General features: G+C 56.8%; 17 protein-coding genes. 8 read left to right on the forward strand and 9 right to left on the reverse strand.

Going from position 1 to position 18,893, the window contains the following annotated elements; all coding sequences use genetic code 11:
- Nucleotides 1-136: 136 nt before the first annotated feature.
- From mepS to OHJ17_RS07975, 4 genes are all read right to left on the reverse strand, one after another.
- Nucleotides 137-706 (reverse strand): bifunctional murein DD-endopeptidase/murein LD-carboxypeptidase, encoded by a 570-nt coding sequence (gene mepS, locus OHJ17_RS07960; protein WP_002912967.1) that lies wholly within the window; start codon nucleotides 704-706, stop codon nucleotides 137-139.
- Between the two features lie 426 nt (nucleotides 707-1,132).
- Nucleotides 1,133-1,846 (reverse strand): phosphatase PAP2 family protein, encoded by a 714-nt coding sequence (locus OHJ17_RS07965; protein ID WP_002912965.1) that lies wholly within the window; start codon nucleotides 1,844-1,846, stop codon nucleotides 1,133-1,135.
- Between the two features lie 37 nt (nucleotides 1,847-1,883).
- Nucleotides 1,884-2,861: a CobW family GTP-binding protein gene (locus tag OHJ17_RS07970; RefSeq protein ID WP_015958743.1), complete on the reverse strand. Its 978-nt coding sequence runs from the start codon at nucleotides 2,859-2,861 to the stop codon at nucleotides 1,884-1,886.
- A gap of 120 nt (nucleotides 2,862-2,981) precedes the next feature.
- Nucleotides 2,982-4,448, reverse strand: a complete 1,467-nt coding sequence (locus OHJ17_RS07975) for a mannitol dehydrogenase family protein (protein ID WP_032433339.1) — start codon at nucleotides 4,446-4,448, stop codon at nucleotides 2,982-2,984.
- Between the two features lie 207 nt (nucleotides 4,449-4,655).
- On the opposite strand from OHJ17_RS07975, the gene uxuA reads away from it, so the two are divergent.
- A complete protein-coding gene (gene uxuA, locus OHJ17_RS07980) occupies nucleotides 4,656-5,846 on the forward strand; it encodes a mannonate dehydratase (RefSeq protein WP_002912952.1) in 1,191 nt (396 codons plus the stop codon).
- A gap of 70 nt (nucleotides 5,847-5,916) precedes the next feature.
- On the opposite strand, the gene yeiP is transcribed toward uxuA, so the two are convergent.
- Nucleotides 5,917-6,489: an elongation factor P-like protein YeiP gene (gene yeiP, locus OHJ17_RS07985; protein WP_250950003.1), complete on the reverse strand. Its 573-nt coding sequence runs from the start codon at nucleotides 6,487-6,489 to the stop codon at nucleotides 5,917-5,919.
- A gap of 147 nt (nucleotides 6,490-6,636) precedes the next feature.
- On the opposite strand from yeiP, the gene OHJ17_RS07990 reads away from it, so the two are divergent.
- Nucleotides 6,637-6,891 carry a YkgJ family cysteine cluster protein gene (locus OHJ17_RS07990; RefSeq protein WP_004151121.1) on the forward strand — a complete coding sequence of 85 codons (255 nt, stop codon included), beginning with the start codon at nucleotides 6,637-6,639 and terminating at the stop codon, nucleotides 6,889-6,891.
- Nucleotides 6,892-6,999: 108 nt separating this feature from the next.
- On the opposite strand, the gene OHJ17_RS07995 is transcribed toward OHJ17_RS07990, so the two are convergent.
- Nucleotides 7,000-7,134 (reverse strand): hypothetical protein, encoded by a 135-nt coding sequence (locus OHJ17_RS07995; RefSeq protein ID WP_002912949.1) that lies wholly within the window; start codon nucleotides 7,132-7,134, stop codon nucleotides 7,000-7,002.
- A gap of 288 nt (nucleotides 7,135-7,422) precedes the next feature.
- Between OHJ17_RS07995 and OHJ17_RS08000 the strand changes: the two genes are divergently transcribed.
- A complete protein-coding gene (locus tag OHJ17_RS08000; RefSeq protein WP_014343350.1) occupies nucleotides 7,423-8,109 on the forward strand; it encodes an LEM-3-like GIY-YIG domain-containing protein in 687 nt (228 codons plus the stop codon).
- Nucleotides 8,110-8,468: 359 nt separating this feature from the next.
- Here OHJ17_RS08000 and setB read toward each other — a convergent pair whose 3' ends face one another.
- On the reverse strand, nucleotides 8,469-9,650 hold the full coding sequence (gene setB, locus OHJ17_RS08005; RefSeq protein ID WP_004151122.1) for a sugar efflux transporter SetB: 1,182 nt from the start codon (nucleotides 9,648-9,650) through the stop codon (nucleotides 8,469-8,471).
- 336 nt (nucleotides 9,651-9,986) lie between these two features.
- Between setB and fruB the strand changes: the two genes are divergently transcribed.
- From fruB to fruA, 3 genes are read left to right on the forward strand one after another with little or no spacing between them, the layout of a single operon-like run.
- Complete coding sequence (gene fruB / locus OHJ17_RS08010; protein WP_002912947.1) at nucleotides 9,987-11,117, forward strand: fused PTS fructose transporter subunit IIA/HPr protein; 1,131 nt, start codon at nucleotides 9,987-9,989, stop codon at nucleotides 11,115-11,117.
- Nucleotides 11,118-12,056 carry a 1-phosphofructokinase gene (fruK, locus tag OHJ17_RS08015; protein ID WP_002912941.1) on the forward strand — a complete coding sequence of 313 codons (939 nt, stop codon included), beginning with the start codon at nucleotides 11,118-11,120 and terminating at the stop codon, nucleotides 12,054-12,056.
- Nucleotides 12,057-12,072: 16 nt separating this feature from the next.
- Nucleotides 12,073-13,767 (forward strand): PTS fructose transporter subunit IIBC, encoded by a 1,695-nt coding sequence (fruA, locus tag OHJ17_RS08020; protein ID WP_002912939.1) that lies wholly within the window; start codon nucleotides 12,073-12,075, stop codon nucleotides 13,765-13,767.
- A 51-nt stretch (nucleotides 13,768-13,818) separates the two neighbouring features.
- On the opposite strand, the gene nfo is transcribed toward fruA, so the two are convergent.
- Nucleotides 13,819-14,673, reverse strand: a complete 855-nt coding sequence (nfo, locus tag OHJ17_RS08025; RefSeq protein WP_002912937.1) for a deoxyribonuclease IV — start codon at nucleotides 14,671-14,673, stop codon at nucleotides 13,819-13,821.
- Nucleotides 14,674-14,745: 72 nt separating this feature from the next.
- Nucleotides 14,746-15,795: a YeiH family protein gene (locus tag OHJ17_RS08030; RefSeq protein ID WP_002912935.1), complete on the reverse strand. Its 1,050-nt coding sequence runs from the start codon at nucleotides 15,793-15,795 to the stop codon at nucleotides 14,746-14,748.
- A 265-nt stretch (nucleotides 15,796-16,060) separates the two neighbouring features.
- On the opposite strand from OHJ17_RS08030, the gene yieE reads away from it, so the two are divergent.
- Entirely contained in the window at nucleotides 16,061-16,927 is an 867-nt protein-coding gene (gene yieE, locus OHJ17_RS08035; protein WP_002912932.1) for a DNA-binding transcriptional regulator YeiE, read from the forward strand.
- 178 nt (nucleotides 16,928-17,105) lie between these two features.
- A complete protein-coding gene (locus tag OHJ17_RS08040; RefSeq protein ID WP_002912929.1) occupies nucleotides 17,106-18,575 on the forward strand; it encodes an amino acid permease in 1,470 nt (489 codons plus the stop codon).
- The last annotated feature ends 318 nt before the right edge of the window (nucleotides 18,576-18,893 follow it).

An 18,893-nucleotide genomic window follows, 5' to 3' on the forward strand; every position in this document is an offset into this window, starting at 1 on the left:
TTTTTCTCATTCCCACTTAAAAGACATAGCTTATTTTGCGACGTTGAGAACCAGGTGGCAAAAAAAAACACTGCCTGGGGCAGTGTTTTTTATCCCGCAGCCAGCCAAGGGATAACCGGCGGCGGTAGAGGACAGTTTACGAGCGGCTCAGGACTCGACGCGCTTCATTGTAGCGCTTTTTCCAGTATGGCTCATCCATGCTGGAGATAGTCACCCCGCTGCTGGTGGAGGCGTGAACAAACTGGTTGTTGCCGAGGTAGATCCCGACATGGCGGCCGGTAGAGCCGGCGCGAAACAGAACCAGATCGCCTGTACGCAGTTGGGCACGGGAAATCGATTTTCCGGTTTCCTGCTGTTCAGAAGTTGAACGCGGCAGTTCCAGACCAAATTGTTCGCGGAAGGTGCGCTGCACAAACGCTGAGCAGTCGATACCCTTGCGGGTGCTGCCGCCGAGGCGGTAACGCACGCCTTTCCAGCTGGCATACTGATCCATTAAACGGGACTTTACGTCCAGGTTACGGACCATCGTTTCAAATTCATCCTGAGAGGCTTGCAGTGATGATAAATCGCCACTACCCACAGCATGCGTCTCAGAATGCATATTCCTGGCGGTACTTGTTGAACTACACGCGGAAAGCAGAACCGCTACTGCAATCGCGGGGGCTACCCGCAAGATATATCTCAAAATCGGCTGAGATTTGACCATGCTGTTTATTTTCCCTTGTTGTCCTTAACGACAATGTCGTTATAAAAAATGCCAAACGTGTTAGAGCCTAAATACCCATCCGCAATGAGACAATTCCTTAAGCTTAAATTTGTGCAGTCACGCACAATTTTATTCATGCCCTGAATTAATGCTGCGGAAAAGGCAAAACGAGAACGAGATTACCCTATCAAACGCCGCATGGCGAGCGGTTTTGCGCGATTTCTTATAAGTATTTTGGTGACAAAAAGTGAATCATCGGGAAAGGCCAAAATTACGGCAATATCGGGCAAAAAACAGACAATTCCTTCATTTGTCACGGGATTAATGTGACAAGAAGATGAACGTCATGTTGAAAAAAAGGGAAAATGTAAAAAGGGACCCAAAAGGTCCCCTTATAGTTAATGACTTTGGCGGCTGCCGGAGACATTATTTGGCCGATATTCTGCTGGGTAAGTAGCGATCGAAAAAGGCGATCAATTTATCGCTCAGCGGGGTCATCAATACCCAGGGCGCGCCGATCAGCACGGCGGTCAGGGAGCCGACGGCAATATCGCTAAACCAGTGGGCGCCAATCATTACCCGCGGGAAAGCAAAGACCACAAAGATAATCAGCGCGACGCCCAGCGCGCGACGGCCAAAATAGCGCCACATAAAGCTGGCGAAGATCAGCAGCATCATCCCATGATCGCCAGGGAAGCTGTCCTTCGACGCATCCTTAGTGGGGAAGTTAACGACGTCGCTGACGCGGGTAATATCGCTAAAAAACAGCGACGGGCTGGCGCGCTGTACCGGCATCAGGTGTTGTGCGAGCTGGTTGATGATCACCGCCGCCAGCAGCATCACCAGGCCCATGATGGCGATCTGACGACGGCCTGCAGTCGGCGCCTTTAGCCAATAGCTCAGCATCAGGCAGCCCATCGCCAGCAGCGAACAGGCGTCGAAGGCGCGATTGTTGATGATCGCCAGCAGCCAGGCATAAGCATGGCTGACGCTGACGCCATGGTTAAAGAAATGGAAGATCGCGGAGTCGACCGGCAACCACGCGCCATGGTTGGCTGGCAGATACCAGGAGCAAAATAGCGCTACACCCGCGATGTTAAGCAGCAGGATTAAAGGAATTCGGTTTTTCATCATAGCCATTGCGATTTTGTGACAGTCGGCGGCAACCTTAGCCGCCTTAACTTAAACGAAGCCTCAACAACGAGGTCTGGAGTGCGTTCCAGTCGGCTTCATTCGCGGAAATAAGCTCGATCCGGCTATCGGGCGGAGCGACGCTGAGGGTCTCGATATGGAGATCCTCCCCCTGACGGTTGATTCGCACCGCCCCCTCGGCAATGCGCATCACGCCTTTAACGCGCCCCACTGGCGCCAGCCTGGCCCATTCGAGCAGGCCGATGGTGTCAAAAACCGTCTCCGCGTCGAAGATCCAGCCGCAGCCCTGATAGCCCTGGCCATTGTTGAGATGTCGGCGCCAGCGCTGGTGTTCCGCCAGGCTGAGCGCGGCGAGGCCGGAAGTGGGGGGATGGCGGTGGGCGTGCTCCGCGCTCGCCGGCAGCGGGGCGGTGTTCCGTCGTGGCTCATCGAGCAGGGTCAGATCGATATTGCCCTGGATTGCCGACACCTTGCGACGCTCGCCGCCCCAGCGCTGCCACCAGTCGGCCAGCGCCCGGGCGCTTTCGGGGGTTTCCCGATCACTTTTATTAGCCACAATGATGTCCGCCGCGGCCAGCTGATCGCGGAAGTTGTCGTTGCTGACGGCTCTTTCATCCAGCAGCTGGCGGGGATCGAGGATGCACAGCGTGGCGCGCAGATCGATCCAGGGCTCATACACCGCCGCGGTGAGGATATCGAGGATCTGCTTTGGGTGGCCCAAACCGGTGGGTTCGATCAGCAGGCGATCGGGTTTGCCCTGGCGCAGCAGGGTGTTCAGCCCAACCTGCATCGGCAGGCCATTGACGCAGCACATGCAGCCGCCGGGGATCTCTTTGAGCAGGGCGCCGCTGTCGGCCAGCAGCGCGCCGTCTATCCCGACTTCGCCAAACTCGTTAACCAGTACGGCCCATTTTTCATCCGCAGGCTTCTGCGCCAGCAGATGAAGAATCGAGGTCGTCTTACCGCTGCCGAGAAAGCCGGTGATCAAATTGGTTCTGGTCACTCTTTTCTCCAGGATAAATGTAATGTTGTAACAGTTACGCCTATCCTGACGAAAAAAGGGGGAAAAGAGAAGTCCTGAGGCAGACAGAAGAGAATTCTGTCCGCATAAGCGCAAATATTGTTAAGAATTCAGCGCGCGGGCGACGGCCTCGCGGGCGCCGTGCGTCGCCAGCTGTTGCCAGGCGGCGCGGATCCCGGCGACAAACTGGGCGTTGTGCGGCAGGTCGCGGCCAAATATTTCCTCCAGCCCCAGCAGGGCGTCGACGCGCTGCTGCTCATCGCTCTGGGCCACCCGCTGCCGGATCTTGTCGACCAGCGGATCGCGCACGTCGATCGTCTGACCGGCGTCGTCCGTGCCGCTGACGTAGCGCATCCAGCCGGCCACGCCGAGAGCCAGCAGCGGCCAACGGCTGTCGCGCGCCAGATGTACGCGGATGCCATCGAGCATGCGCTGGGGCAGCTTCTGGCTACCGTCCATGGCGATTTGCCAGGTGCGGTGTTTGAGCGCCGGATTGCTGAAGCGGGCGATGAGACTGTCGGCATAGGCCAGCAGATCAACGCCGGTAATGGTCAGCGTCGGAGCCTGTTCGTCAAGCATCAGCTGGCGGGCGGCGCGGCGGAAGACGTCATCCCGCATGCAGTCGCTAATGTGCGCATGCCCTGCCAGATAGCCAAGCCAGGCGAGGAAAGAGTGGCTGCCGTTGAGCATCCGCAGCTTCATTTGCTCCCAGGGCAACACGTCGTCGGTCATCTGCACGCCCGCCGTCTCCCAGGCGGGTCGCCCGGCGACAAAGTGATCTTCGACCACCCACTGAATGAAGGGTTCGCAACTGATGGCGCAGGGATCGTCGACCCCCAGCACGGTGGCGATTTCCGCCAGCGACTCCGGTGTGGCCGCGGGAACAATACGATCCACCATGGTGCCCGGGAAGCTGACGTTGTCGGCGATCCAGTCCGCCAGCGCCGGGCTGCGTTTTTCCGCCATGCCGAGGACGGCATTTTTTACCACGTGACCGTTGTCGGGGATATTATCGCAGGAGAGCACGGTAAAGGGCGGAAGGCCTCGTTCCCGGCGGCGGGCCAGCGCTTCAACTAAAATACCGGGAGCCGACTGCGGCAGCGTCGGATTCTCCAGATCGTGAATAATGCGCGGATGCGTCGGATCCAGTTTCCCGGTCGCCGGATCGATGCAGTAGCCTTTTTCCGTGATGGTCAGCGAGACAATCGCTACCTGCGGCTCGCAAAATTTTTCGATAATCGCCGCCAGCGAATCGAGCCTGGCGTTCAGACATTCGTGCACCGCGCCGATCACAATGGGCTGGTTGCCGTCGGCGCCTTTTTCCAGCACGGTAAACAGATGGCCCTGTTCGCGAAGTTGGCTCATCAGCGTGTCGCCGCTGAACAGACTGATTTCACAGATCCCCCAGTCGCCGCCGACGTTATTCAGCACGCGATCGGTGAGCAGCGCCTGGTGCGCGCGGTGAAACGCGCCAAAGCCGAAATGGACAATACGCGAGCGGAGCTGGCTGCGATCGTATTGAGGGTATTGCACGTTCTTCGGTAGCGTAGCGGTTGCAATTGTTGTCATTCTTCCCACACCTGTTTAACTGCTTATTAACAATGCCAGTCTAAAGTTATATGACAGGAAGTTAAATTGGTAAGCCGAAATTATCCGCTGACTGTGAGCTGGATCAATCAATAGGCCAGCACTGTTTGCAGCCAGGTGAGAAACATGTATGGTAGTCGTCATGAGTGTCGCCATTATTGGTATAACAACTTTTGTGAGGACATAGCGATGGAGCAAACCTGGCGGTGGTATGGGCCGAACGATCCGGTATCGCTTGATGATGTACGGCAGGCGGGGGCGACCGGCGTCGTCACTGCGCTGCACCATATTGCAAACGGTCAGGTATGGCCGGTCGACGAGATTAAAGCGCGTCAGGCGCTGTTAGCGGCAAAAGGGTTGACCTGGTCGGTCGTCGAAAGCATTCCCGTCCACGAGGATATTAAAACCCACAGCGGGCAGTATGCGACCTGGATTGCCAACTATCAGCAGAGCATCCGCAACCTCGCGGCCTGCGGCATCGATACCGTGTGCTACAACTTTATGCCGATCCTCGACTGGACGCGCACCGATCTGGAATATGAGCTGCCGGACGGCTCCCGGGCGCTGCGTTTCGATCAGATCGCTTTCGCCGCCTTTGAGCTGCATATCCTTAAACGCCCGGGAGCGGAAGCGGATTACAGTGAAGAAGAGCAGCGTCAGGCTGAGGTCTATTTCAAGGCGATGAGCGAAGCAGATATCGATAAACTGACTCGCAATATCATCGCCGGCCTGCCGGGAGCGGAAGAGGGCTACACCCTTGACCAGTTCCGCGCGCGTCTGGCGGAGTACGACCACATTGATAAAGCGCAGCTGCGTGAAAATATGGCCTATTTCCTGCGCGCCATCGTGCCGGTATGCGAAGAGGTAGGGATCCGCCTGGCTGTGCATCCGGACGATCCGCCGCGGCCGATCCTTGGCCTGCCGCGTATCGTGTCGACCATCGAAGATATGCAGTGGCTGAAGGAGACGGTGGACAGCATTAATAATGGCTTCACCATGTGTACCGGATCGTATGGCGTTCGCGCCGATAACGATCTGGTGAAGATGGTGGAGACCTTTGGCGATCGCATCCATTTTACCCATCTGCGCTCTACCTGCCGTGAAGCAAACCCAAAAACCTTCCACGAGGCGGCGCACCTTAGCGGCGACGTCAATATGGTGGCGGTGGTGGATGCTATCCTGCGTGAAGAGCAGCGGCGTAAACAGGCCGGCGATCTGCGCCCGATCCCATTTCGTCCGGATCATGGTCATCAGATGCTCGACGATCTGCGCAAGAAAACCAACCCAGGCTATTCGGCGATTGGCCGTCTCAAGGGGATGGCGGAAGTGCGCGGCGTCGAGCTGGCGCTGAAAATGACCAAATACCCTGAACTGCTGTAATCGCGGCAATGGGGATAATAAAAAGGACAGCCAGCGCTGTCCTTTTTTACTGTCGGGGCGTTACCGATGATTAATCCGCGCGGCCCATATAGCGGCACTCTTCGATATGAATGCGGATTTTCTCACCGGTGGTCAGGTATTCCGGCACCTGAATCACCAGGCCGGTGCTCATGGTGGCTGGCTTGGTGCGGGAGCTGGCGGACGCGCCTTTAATACCCGGCGCGGTTTCGATAATTTCCAGGTCAACGGTCTGCGGCAGCTCCAGCGCCAGCAGCTGGCCGTCCCAGGTCAGCACCTGCATGTCCGGCATCCCACCTTCCGGAATAAACTGCAGCTCTTCTTCAATCTGCTCTTTGGTAAAGGTGTAAGGGGTATAGTCTTCTTTATCCATGAACACGTATTCGTTGCCATCGACGTAGAAGAAGTCGACGAAACGGCGGGTCAGGGTGACGGTATCGACGATATCGTCGCCTTTGAAGCGCTCTTCTACTTTCAGGCCGGTGCGCACATCGGAGAAACGCATTTTATACAGTGTCGCAGCACCGCGGGCGCTGGGTGACTGAATATCAATATTTTTCACAATCAGCAGCTTGCCGTTGTAATTCAGCACCATACCTTTTTTAATTTCATTCGCTCTTGGCATTGCAGTAATCCTGTCACTTAACGAGTCAAAAATATCGCGTAAAACTACTCGCGCCCGGGCGTTCAGGCAAGCGGATTTCGCGAGTTTTGCTATCTTCTGGCAAAACGTTTAGGCTGTGGCGCAAAATGAGCGTTTGGGAGTCGGGTTGTGGAATGTCGTACTGATTGTGGCGCATGTTGCATCGCCCCCTCTATATCATCGCCGATCCCCGGCATGCCGCAGGGCAAGCCGGCTAATGTCAGGTGTGTTCAATTATCTAATGACAACCTATGTAACATTTTCGGTTCGGAACTGCGACCAAAAGTGTGCGGCAATCTTCAACCTTCGCCAGATATGTGTTCGACGGATCGTGACGCCGCTATAACTTACCTGCTTCACCTGGAGTCCAGCACGGCACCATAGGTATTTGTAGAACATTGCTTGTAAGTATATAACCTATGGCGGTGTTTATTTTGTTTTATATCAACAGGATAGGTGGCTCATCTGAGAGGATAGCTATCACGCAGCCATTTAATCTACCAACACGTCTTCCAGGTTTTGTTGTTGAAATCTATCAGTGGCATCGACATTGAGGTCTGGCTTCAACTGCTCAATATCAAATTGAACACGAAAGCCTGTTTTCTCTGCAATATAGTCACTAAACATATTTGTACCATCAATATCCCGTCCTCTGCAGACTCGCGCTCGGGAGGAAGGGGGATAAATATCGACTTGATGAGGATAATGTTATCTGAGCGTGACAGCAGTAGGCAGTGTGAATTTTTGTATTGCTTACAAATTGTCAATCTACAGCTGAAAGTATAACGTATACACCAGTAATCAAGTGATAGGTGTTGTGATATGGATATTAATGAGTTCCCTCCGGGAGTTATCGAACATCTCGGTTGGTATGTATATCGACTGATTGATCCACGAGATGGAAGCACTTTTTACGTGGGTAAGGGAAAAGGCAATCGCGTTTTTGCTCACATGCGCGGCGAAGTGGCAGCCGCTGATGATGATGAACTGCTCAGTAATAAACTCAAGCAACTTCGTGAGATTAGATTAGCTGGTCTGGAGGTCATCCATGTAATCCATCGGCATGGTATTGCCGATGAAAAGACTGCTTATGAGGTGGAGGCTGCTCTAATCGATGCCTACCCAGGTTTGACCAATATCATGAACGGTGCTGGCAGTAACGAGTATGGCGCTGCACATATTAAAGAATTAATTGCAACGTACCAGCCTGAGACAGTGGAGTTTAAGCACAAAGCGCTGATGATATCTGTTAACAGAAGTTCAAAGGATGTTGATCTCTATGACGCAGTACGCTTCAGTTGGCGTGTAAGCCTCGAACGTGCAAGCAAAGCTGAAGTTATCCTGGCTACAGTAAAAGGAATTGTCAGAGGGGTATATGTTGCTGATGAGTGGTTAAAATCTACCCGTGACAACTTTCCTGAAATGCGCCAATGGGATGAAGATGATGAGTTTGAAGCTACTCAAAGTTCACGCTTTGGTTTTCGAGGTCGCGCGGCATCTCCTGAAATTACACAGCTCTATCTTGGTAAGAAGATCCCTGATGACCTCAGAAAGAAAGGGTCAATGTCTCCTGTGAAGTATTCACCAAATTTTGATTCCTGAACGCTAATATTTCAGTATAACTGCTTAAAGGGCGATCCGGCGTTGAATATGGGTCGCCTCCAAAACATCGAATAACTTATTGTATTTTAAATACATTTGTTTTATCTCCCGGCATTTTTTTGAGCCCCGGACCAAATAATGGTGCTGTCGATATTACTCTGGTGTCATATTGTTCAGTTATTAATGCGGAAATCAAAAATTATATTAAGATCAATAAGTTAATCATAAAGGGCAACTGCACTATAGCACTGACGACACGGATGCCTGCGCATGGCTGAAACATCTGCAGGCCGAGCTGGCTGCATTGACTCTATCATGATCATTAATCTGCATTGCCCGGCTCTGGCCGGGCAATGTGCTTACACGTCTCTTATCCGCCACAGGCAGGCCTGAGTGACAACGCCCATCGCCAGCGCAATCCAGAACACCGCGTGATAGCTCCAGATCTCCGCCACTACCCCCGCCAGTGAACCGGCGATGATCCAGCCGACGCGGGTAGTATTGGTATAGAGGGTGGTGGCCGCGCCCGCCTGCCCCGGCATCAGGTCCTGGAAATAGAGCATGCCGATCCCGGCGAGGATCCCGATATAGATGGCGTTCAGCACCTGCATCGCCAGCAGCAGCGCTGGCGTATGCACCGTCAGCATGCCGACGTAAAACAGCACCCCGGCCACTGCAGAAAGACGCATCAGAAAGCGTTTGCCGAAACGCCGGGCGTAGTAACCGGCAATCAGCATGGTCGGAATTTCCAGTCCGGCGGCGGTGCCCATCATCAGCCCCGCCAGCTTCTCCGGCAGATGCAGCTCGTTAATGATAAACAGCGGCATGTTAATGATGTACAGGCTGTTAGTACCCCACATCAGGGTGCAGATGCTGAACAGCAGCAGCGCATCGCGGCGGTGCGTGCGCGGAGCTTCCAGCCGGCCGGTCGCTACCGGCTTTGCTTTGCGCATGCTGGGCAAGAATAGCCAGACCATGATCCCGCAGACGATAAACGCCGCCGCGGCGCTGAGATACATCGCGGTAAAACCAAACCCCATCGCCAGGGCGTAGGCCAGCGGGGGACCAATCACCCATGCCAGGGAGACCTGGGCACGTAAAATGGAGCTGAACATCACCGCTTCGCGGCCGGTCCTGTCGGCATGCTCCCGCGCGAGGGCAAACATCTGCGGGTTGGCGGTCGATCCAAAGCTGCTGAGAAAAACGCCGATGAACAGCAAAATGAAATAGTTGCGGTTCCAGGCAAAGAGTACGCAGGCCAGCACCCCCAGCAGACAGCAGACGACAATCAGCTGCTTGCGATCGCCCTGACGGTCGGAGCGGCCGGCGAGGAACTGACTGACCAGAATGCCAATAACCGCGCTGCCGGTAAAAAAGAAACCGACCATCGCCGGGCGGACGTGCACTTCGTTGGTCAGAAACAGGCTCAGGGTCGGGGTTTGCAGCGCCCCGGCAATGCCCGTCAGAAAGGCGACGATTAAGAAGGCGGAAGAGGTGACATCGAACCCGCGTCGGGGGAGAGCGGCGCTACGGTTTTCCATGGGTTTGGTTTTCTGTAGTTTCAGGAGACGGCGCGGAGTTTACGCCTGCTGGCTAAAAATAAACAGTAGTATGGCACGAATAATTAAAAAGGCGTTTCAAAATATAGGGTTCAGCAAAAAGCTGACGTTCGAGGCGGTCGATAGCTAAGGCTTCAGCAAAAGTGTGCAGTACCTCTAAGTTCTGCGATCAAGTCGCTGACGTACCTTGCGCGTTGAGCAAGAAAGGTACAAAATTCTTGAAACGTTTCAGCGTCATTCGGCAATCCGTTCCCCGTCAGATGGCGCCTTTTTTCTCAAGTTAGCTGAAACGATTCAATTCAGCAGGAGAGGAGAACCATGTTCCAGTTATCTGTGCAGGATATTCATCCCGGCCAGCAGGCCGGTAATAAAGAAGAGGCCATCCGGCAGGTCGCCGCCGCGCTGGTCAGCGCCGGCAACGTGGCCGATGGCTACGTGAACGGCATGCTGGCGCGCGAGCAGCAGACCTCGACCTTCCTCGGCAACGGGATTGCGATCCCGCACGGCACGACGGATACGCGTGACCAGGTGCTGAAGACCGGCGTTCAGGTGTTTCAGTTCCCGCAGGGCGTCACCTGGGGCGAAGGGCAGACCGCCTATGTGGCGATCGGGATTGCCGCCAGCTCAGATGAACACCTCGGCCTGCTGCGTCAGCTGACCCACGTGCTGAGCGATGACGCGGTCGCCGCGCAGCTGCAGTCCGCCACTACCGCGGAAGAGCTGCGCGCGCTGCTGATGGGAGAGAAGCAGAGCGAAGCGCTGAAGCTGGATAACGAGACCCTCAGTCTCGACGTCGCGGCCAGCGATCTGCTGACCCTGCAGGCGCTGAACGCGGCGCGTCTGAAAGAAGTTGGCGCTGTCGATGCCGCCTTCGTTAGCCACGTCATTAACGATACGCCGCTGAACCTCGGTCAGGGCGTCTGGCTGAACGACAGTGCGGAAGGCAATTTGCGCAGCGCCGTGGCGGTCAGCCGCGCGGCTAACGCCTTTACCCGCGACGAGCAGCCGGTTTCCCTGCTGGTCACGGTGGCGATGGCCGACGAGCAGCCGACCGCAGTGCTGAACCGTCTGAGCAAGCTGCTGCTGGACAAGAAAGCTGAACATTTGCTGAAAGCCGATGCCGCCACCGTGCTGGCGCTGCTGACCAGCGACGACGCCATTGCCGAAGATGTGCTGAGCGCCGAATTCGTGGTGCGCAATGAACACGGCCTGCATGCCCGTCCGGGCACCATGCTGGTCAACACCATTAAACAATTTTCCAGCGACATCACCGTCACCAATCTCGACGGTTCCGGCAAGCCGGCTAACGGTCGCAGCCTGATGAAGGTTGTGGCGCTGGGTGTGAAAAAAGGTCACCGTCTGCGTTTTACCGCGCAGGGTGAGGATGCGCAACAAGCGCTGGATGCGATTGGCGAAGCGATCGCCGCAGGCCTTGGGGAGGGCGCATAAATGAGCAGACGTGTAGCAACGATTACGTTAAACCCGGCATACGACCTGGTGGGATTCACCCCGGAGATTGAACGCGGCGAAGTAAACCTGGTGCGCACCACCGGCCTGCACGCCGCCGGGAAAGGCATTAATGTGGCGAAAGTGCTGAAAGATCTCGGCATTGACGTCACCGTCGGCGGTTTCCTGGGTAAAGACAACCAGGACGGCTTTCAGCAGCTGTTCAGCGAGCTGGGGATCGCCAACCGTTTCCAGGTGGTGCAGGGCCGGACCCGTATCAACGTTAAGCTGACGGAAAAAGATGGCGAAGTGACCGATTTCAACTTCTCCGGCTTTGAAGTCACCCCGGGCGACTGGGAACGCTTCGTCAACGACTCCCTGAGCTGGCTCGGGCAGTTCGATATGGTCTGCGTCAGCGGCAGCCTGCCGTCCGGCGTTAGCCCGGAAGCCTTCACCGACTGGATGACCCGTCTGCGCAGTCAGTGCCCATGCATCATTTTCGACAGCAGCCGCGAAGCGTTGGTTGCCGGACTAAAAGCGGCGCCGTGGCTGGTGAAACCGAACCGTCGCGAACTGGAAATCTGGGCTGGCCGCAAGCTGCCGGAGATGAAAGATGTTATCGACGCCGCCCATGCGCTGCGCGAGCAGGGTATCGCCCACGTGGTGATCTCCCTGGGCGAAGAGGGCGCGCTGTGGGTCAACGCCTCTGGGGAGTGGATTGCTAAACCACCTTCAGTGGAAGTAGTCAGCACCGTTGGCGCCGGCGATTCGATGGTCGGCGGCCTGATTTACGGCCTGCTGATGCGTGAATCCAGCGAGCATACCCTGCGCCTGGCGACCGCCGTCGCTGCCCTGGCCGTCAGCCAGAGCAATGTAGGAATTACCGACCGTACCCAGTTGGCCGCGATGATGGCGCGCGTCGACTTACAACCCTTTAATTGACAGCAGGAGAGGCATAATGAAAACGCTGCTGATTATTGATGCCGGACTCGGACAGGCGCGCGCCTACATGGCGAAAACCCTGCTGGGTGCCGCGGCGCCGAAAGCGCACCTTGAGCTGATTGATAACCCGAATGACGCCGAACTGGCCATCGTGCTGGGAACCGCGCTGCCGGCCGATAGCGCGCTGAATGGTAAAAACGTTTACCTGGGCGATATTAACCGTGCTGTCGCCCATCCGGAGCTGTTCCTGGGAGAAGCGAAAGACCACGCTAAGCCCTACGTTGCGCCAGCGGCGGTAGCCGTTCCGGCCGCCGCTCAGGGGCAGAAACGCATTGTCGCGGTCACCGCCTGTCCGACCGGCGTCGCCCACACCTTTATGGCGGCAGAAGCCATCGAAACCGAAGCCAAAAAACGCGGCTGGTGGGTGAAGGTGGAGACCCGCGGCTCCGTTGGGGCGGGCAATGCCATCACCCCGGAAGAGGTGGCCGAGGCGGATCTGGTGATCGTCGCTGCCGATATCGAGGTGGACCTGGCGAAATTCGCCGGCAAGCCGATGTACCGCACCACCACCGGTCTGGCGCTGAAGAAAACCGCCCAGGAGCTGGATAAAGCGGTGGCGGAAGCCAAACCGTACCAGCCATCCGGCAAACCTCAGGCGGCTGCTGAAGGGAAAAAAGAGTCGGCGGGCGCCTATCGCCACCTGCTGACCGGCGTTTCCTATATGCTGCCGATGGTTGTGGCCGGGGGCCTGTGTATCGCGCTCTCCTTTGCCTTCGGGATCAAAGCGTTTGAAGTGAAAGACACCCTGGCGGCGGCGCTGATGCAGATCGGCGGCGGCTCGGCCTTCGCGCTGATGGTGCCGGTACTGGCAGGCTTTATCGCCTTCTCCATTGCCGACCGTCCGGGTCTGACCCCGGGCCTTATCGGCGGTATGCTGGCGGTTAGCGGCGGCTCCGGCTTTATCGGCGGGATCATCGCTGGTTTCCTTGCCGGTTATGTGGCGAAAGCCATCAGCACGAAGCTGAAATTGCCGCAGAGTATGGAAGCCCTGAAGCCAATCCTGATCATTCCGCTGGTCTCCAGCCTGATCGTGGGTTTGGCAATGATCTATCTGATCGGTAAACCGGTAGCCGGTATCCTCGCCTGGCTGACCCATTGGCTGCAAACCATGGGCACCGCCAACGCGGTTCTGCTGGGCGCGATCCTCGGCGCGATGATGTGTACCGACATGGGCGGGCCGGTAAACAAAGCGGCCTATGCCTTTGGCGTTGGCCTGCTGAGTACCCAGACCTATGCGCCGATGGCGGCGATCATGGCGGCCGGTATGGTGCCACCGCTGGCGATGGGTATCGCGACGCTGGTAGCGCGCAATAAGTTCGACAAAGGGCAGCGGGAAGGGGGCAAAGCCGCGCTGGTTCTTGGCCTGTGCTTTATCTCGGAAGGGGCGATTCCTTTTGCCGCCCGTGACCCGATGCGCGTTCTGCCGTGCTGTATCGTCGGCGGCGCGGTAACCGGCGCTATCTCCATGGCGGTCGGCGCGAAACTGATGGCGCCGCACGGCGGGCTGTTTGTTCTGCTGATCCCGGGGGCGATTACGCCGGTGCTGGGCTACCTGCTGGCGATTGTTGCCGGAACGCTGGTGGCGGGCCTTGCCTACGCGGTGCTGAAACGCCCTGAGGCGCAAACAGCGGAAGTTGAAAAAGCGGCATAATCTTACCGTAATAAAAAAGGGCCGATTGTTCGGCCCTTTTTTTGTCTCTATTTACGCCACTTCGGCGATCTGCTGCGCCCGCAGCCAGGCAATCTCTTCCGCCCAGATATCCGGGTTGATGGTTTCCAGAATCAGCGGAATACCGTCGAAGCGGCTGTCCTGCATGATCCAGCTGAAGCAATCGTGGCCGATGTTGCCTTCCCCCAGGCTGTGGTGACGGTCGACCCGGCTGCCGAAGGCGCTCTTGGCATCGTTGAGATGCATGCCGCGCAGATACTGAAAACCGACGATGCGTTCGAAGGCGGCGAAGGTTTTTTCGCAGGCTTCGGCGCTGCGCAGGTCGTAGCCGGCGGCGAAAGCATGGCAGGTATCGATGCAGACGCCGACGCGGGATTTATCTTCCACGCCGTCGATGATGGCCGCGAGGTGCTCGAACTTAAAGCCGAGGTTGCTGCCCTGGCCAGCGGTGTTTTCGATCACCGCAGTAACGCCTTCGGTCTTCGCCAGCGCGATATTGATCGATTCGGCGATGCGCGCCAGGCACTCCTCCTCCGGGATCTGCTGCAGATGGCTGCCGGGGTGGAAGTTGAGCAGCGTCAGTCCCAGCTGCTGGCAGCGGGTCATTTCATCAATGAAAGCATCACGGGATTTTTCCAGCGCTTCTTCCACCGGGTGGCCAAGGTTAATCAGGTAGCTGTCGTGCGGCAGGATCTGCCCCGGGCCAAAGTGATACTTTTCACAGGCGGCTTTGAATTCGGCGATGGTCTCGTCGCTGAGCGGCGCGGCGCGCCACTGGCGCTGGTTCTTGGTGAAGAGGGCGAAGGCGGTTGCTTCGATTTCGGCGGCGCGAATGGCGGCATTGGCCAGTCCACCTGAGGCGCTTACGTGCGCTCCTACGTATTTCATAAAAAAAACTCCAGTTAAAGCCGCTGGGGGGTGGGTAATGATAGCGGCTTAACTGGAGAAAGATGTAGTGCTTTATGCCATCAGGCTGTGGATAGCGACGTTAATGACCCCGCCGCCGACAATCAACCAGACGAACAGCATCAGCGCCATCAGCAGCGGTTTCGCCCCGGCTTTTTTCAGCGCGCTGACGTGGGTGGTGACCCCGAGGGCGGCCATTGCCATCGCCAGCAGGACGGTATCCAGCGTCACCAGCATATCCACCACGGCTTTCGGCAGCAGATGGAAGGAGTTAAACACCGCCACCAGGATGAACATAATGGCGAACCACGGAATGGTGATTTTGCTTTTCTCGCCGTTGCCTGCCGGGGTCAGCTGTTTAACACGCGCCGCCAGGAACAGCAGGAACGGAGCCAGCATCATGACGCGCAGCATTTTGGCGATAACCGCCGCGTTCTCCGCGTCCGGGCTGACCGCATGGCCGGCGGCAACAACCTGCGCCACTTCATGCATGGTGGAGCCCATATAGATCCCGTAGGTCTCCGGGGTAAACCAGTGCGCCAGCAGCGGGTACATCGCCGGATAGAGGAAGATGGCGATGGTACCGAAGATAACCACTGTAGCGACGGCAACCGTCACTTTACTGGCTTCGGCTTTGACCACCGGCTCGGTGGCGAGCACGGCCGCCGCGCCGCAGATGCTGCTGCCGGCGCCGATCAGCCAGCTGGTGTGTTTATCGAGACCAAACACTTTCTGGCCAAGGAAGCAGGCGATGAAAAAGGTACTGGAGAGCGTCAGAACGTCAATCAAAATACCGCTCACGCCGACGTCGGCAATCTGGGCGAACGTCAGGCGAAAGCCGTAGAGGATGATCCCCAGGCGCAGCAGATGCTGCTTGGCGAAGATCACCCCGCCGTCGCAGGGCTGCCAGATTTTCGGGTAGACCGTGTTGCCGACGACCATCCCGAACAGGATAGCGAGGGTCAGGGCGCTAAAGCCCGCGCCGGCGATGGCCGGGAAACTACCGGCCCACAGGGCGGCGCCGGTCAGAGCGGCGGTCAGCGCCAGGCCTGGGACAAAATGCCACAGGGAACGATGTTTGGTGGGTAAAGTGAGTGCTGTCATAACCTTCTCCTTTGTCTGCCTAAAGGTTACGCCGCGCGGGATTAAATATAAAATTGATTATATGTTTATAATCAATCGTAATAAGTGGTTAATGGCCGCTTCGCCGGTTACAACGGTGCGAGAGCGGGTTAGGCAGAAGCGGGGCGGTCTCGCCGGCAAGACGATGATTTTGTGATATAAGCGGATTTTCCTTCCGTCAGCCGCCTCGATTTGTGTCACCATAGTAAGGAAGGTTATTCAGGTTGGATTACTAAACGGGTGGGTTATGCATATTACGCTGCGGCAGCTGGAAGTGTTCGCCGAAGTCCACAAGAGTGGGTCGACCACTCAGGCGTCACAGATGCTGGCGCTTTCGCAATCCGCGGTCAGCGCCGCGCTGACCGATCTGGAAGGGCAGCTCGGCGTGCAGCTGTTTGACCGCGTCGGTAAACGACTGGTGGTGAATGAGCATGGACGGCTGCTGTACCCGCGTGCGCTGGCGCTGCTGGAGCGGGCCCTGGAGATCGAGCAGCTGTTTCGCGGCGATAACGGGGCGATCCGAGTCTACGCCAGCAGCACCATCGGCAACTATATTATGCCGGAGATTATTGCCCGCTATCGTCATGACTTCCCGGATCTGCCGGTCGAGCTGAGCGTCGGCAACAGCCTGGACGTCATCAACGCCGTCGCCGACCTGCGGGTGGATTTCGGCCTGATTGAGGGGCCGTGCCATGCCGCCGATATTATTGCCGAGCCGTGGCTGGAGGATGAGCTGGTGGTGTTTGCCGCGCCCAACTCACCGCTGCTGGCGGGGGAGGTGACCCTGCAGCAACTGGCTGAGGCGCCGTGGATCCTGCGCGAGCATGGCTCCGGCACCCGGGAGATTGTCGATTACGTTCTGCTGTCGCATCTGCCGGCGTTTCATCTGGGCATGGAGCTGGGTAATTCAGAGGCGATCAAGCACGCGGTCAGGCATGGCCTGGGCATCAGCTGTCTATCGCGGCGGGTGATTGCCGAACAGCTTGCCTCGGGCACGCTGGCGGAGCTGAAAGTGCCATTGCCCCGGCTGACGCGCACGCTGTGGCGGATCCATCACCGGCAGAAGCATATTTCTAAAGCATTACAACGTTTTCTGCACTATTGCCAGGTGTAGCAGCCCGGTTTTATCGCCTGATTACGGGGGGAATTCGCTGGCAATTCCGCAGGTTAGTGCTTTACTAATAATTTGCGGGCGATCATGAAGCTCTCTTATAACTTTGCATTTGTACCGGATGGAACCCCGATCGTCTGCTACAATCGCGCCTCATTTTTTGGATGGATAGCATTATCACATGGTTTCGGAAACTAAAACCACAGAAGCGCCCACGCTACGTCGTGAACTGAAGGCGCGCCACTTGACCATGATCGCCATCGGCGGTTCCATCGGTACGGGTCTTTTTGTTGCCTCTGGCGCAACCATTTCGCAAGCAGGTCCCGGCGGGGCGCTGCTGTCTTATATTCTGATCGGTTTGATGGTCTATTTCCTGATGACCAGTCTCGGCGAGCTGGCGGCGTTTATGCCGGTATCCGGTTCCTTCGCCACCTACGGGCAGAATTATGTTGAAGAAGGCTTCGGCTTCGCGCTGGGCTGGAACTACTGGTACAACTGGGCGGTAACGATCGCCGTTGACCTCGTGGCCTCACAGCTGGTGATGAGCTACTGGTTCCCTGACACTCCGGGCTGGATCTGGAGCGCCTTGTTCCTCGGCATCATGTTCCTGCTGAACTGGATCTCGGTGCGCGGCTTTGGCGAGGCGGAATACTGGTTCTCGCTGATAAAAGTGGCCACCGTCATTATCTTTATCATCGTCGGCGTGATGATGATTGTCGGCATCTTCAAAGGGGCGCAGCCAGCCGGCTGGAGCAACTGGGGGATCGCGGATGCGCCGTTCGCCGGCGGTTTCTCGGCGATGATTGGCGTGGCGATGATTGTCGGCTTCTCGTTCCAGGGCACCGAGCTTATCGGCATCGCTGCCGGTGAATCTGAAAATCCGGAGAAGAACATTCCGCGCGCGGTGCGCCAGGTCTTCTGGCGTATCCTGCTGTTTTACGTCTTCGCGATCCTGATTATCAGCCTGATCATTCCGTATACCGATCCGAGTCTGCTGCGCAACGATGTGAAGGATATCTCCGTCAGCCCGTTCACCCTGGTGTTCCAGCATGCTGGTTTGCTGTCGGCGGCGGCAATCATGAACGCCGTTATCCTGACTGCCGTGCTGTCGGCGGGTAACTCCGGGATGTACGCCTCCACGCGTATGCTGTACACCCTGGCCTGCGACGGTAAAGCGCCGCGCATTTTCTCGAAGCTGTCGCGTGGCGGCGTGCCGCGTAACGCGCTGTACGCGACCACCGTGATCGCGGCGCTGTGCTTCCTGACTTCCATGTTTGGCAACCAGACGGTGTACCTGTGGCTGCTGAACACCTCCGGGATGACGGGCTTTATCGCCTGGCTGGGTATTGCGATCAGCCACTATCGTTTCCGTCGCGGCTACGTCCTGCAGGGTAACGATATTAATAATCTGCCGTATCGTTCCGGGTTCTTCCCGCTGGGGCCGATCTTCGCCTTCGTGCTGTGCCTGATCATCACCCTCGGACAGAACTACGAAGCGTTCCTCAAGGACACTATTGACTGGGGCGGCGTGGCGGCGACCTACATTGGTATTCCGCTGTTCCTCGTCATCTGGTTTGGTTACAAGCTGGCGAAAGGCACCCGCTTTGTTCGCTACAGCGAAATGACCTTCCCGGACCGCTTTAAGCGTTAATCTTCGCGATTGTGCGATAAAAGCCCTCTGTGAAGAGGGCTTTATATTGCTGGCAAAGTGCAATCTTCAGGGATTGCCCGGCGGCGCTGCGCTTGCGTAGGCCTACAGATAACCTCGTAACTGATTGATATTGCGATGTTTCGTAGGCCTGGTAAGGCGGAAGCCGCCACCCGGCAGACATGTGAGCACAATAACGAAGACAGATTTGTCATCACCCGGAAGCCCTCTGAACAGAGGGCTTTTTTTATGTTTGTGCGGTTACAGCTTGTCACAATTCTTCATAATTATATTGATAATCGTAATCATTATCTTTATCAT

This window comes from Klebsiella sp. KP20-425-1, assembly GCF_025813515.1.
Lineage (GTDB): Bacteria > Pseudomonadota > Gammaproteobacteria > Enterobacterales > Enterobacteriaceae > Klebsiella > Klebsiella pneumoniae.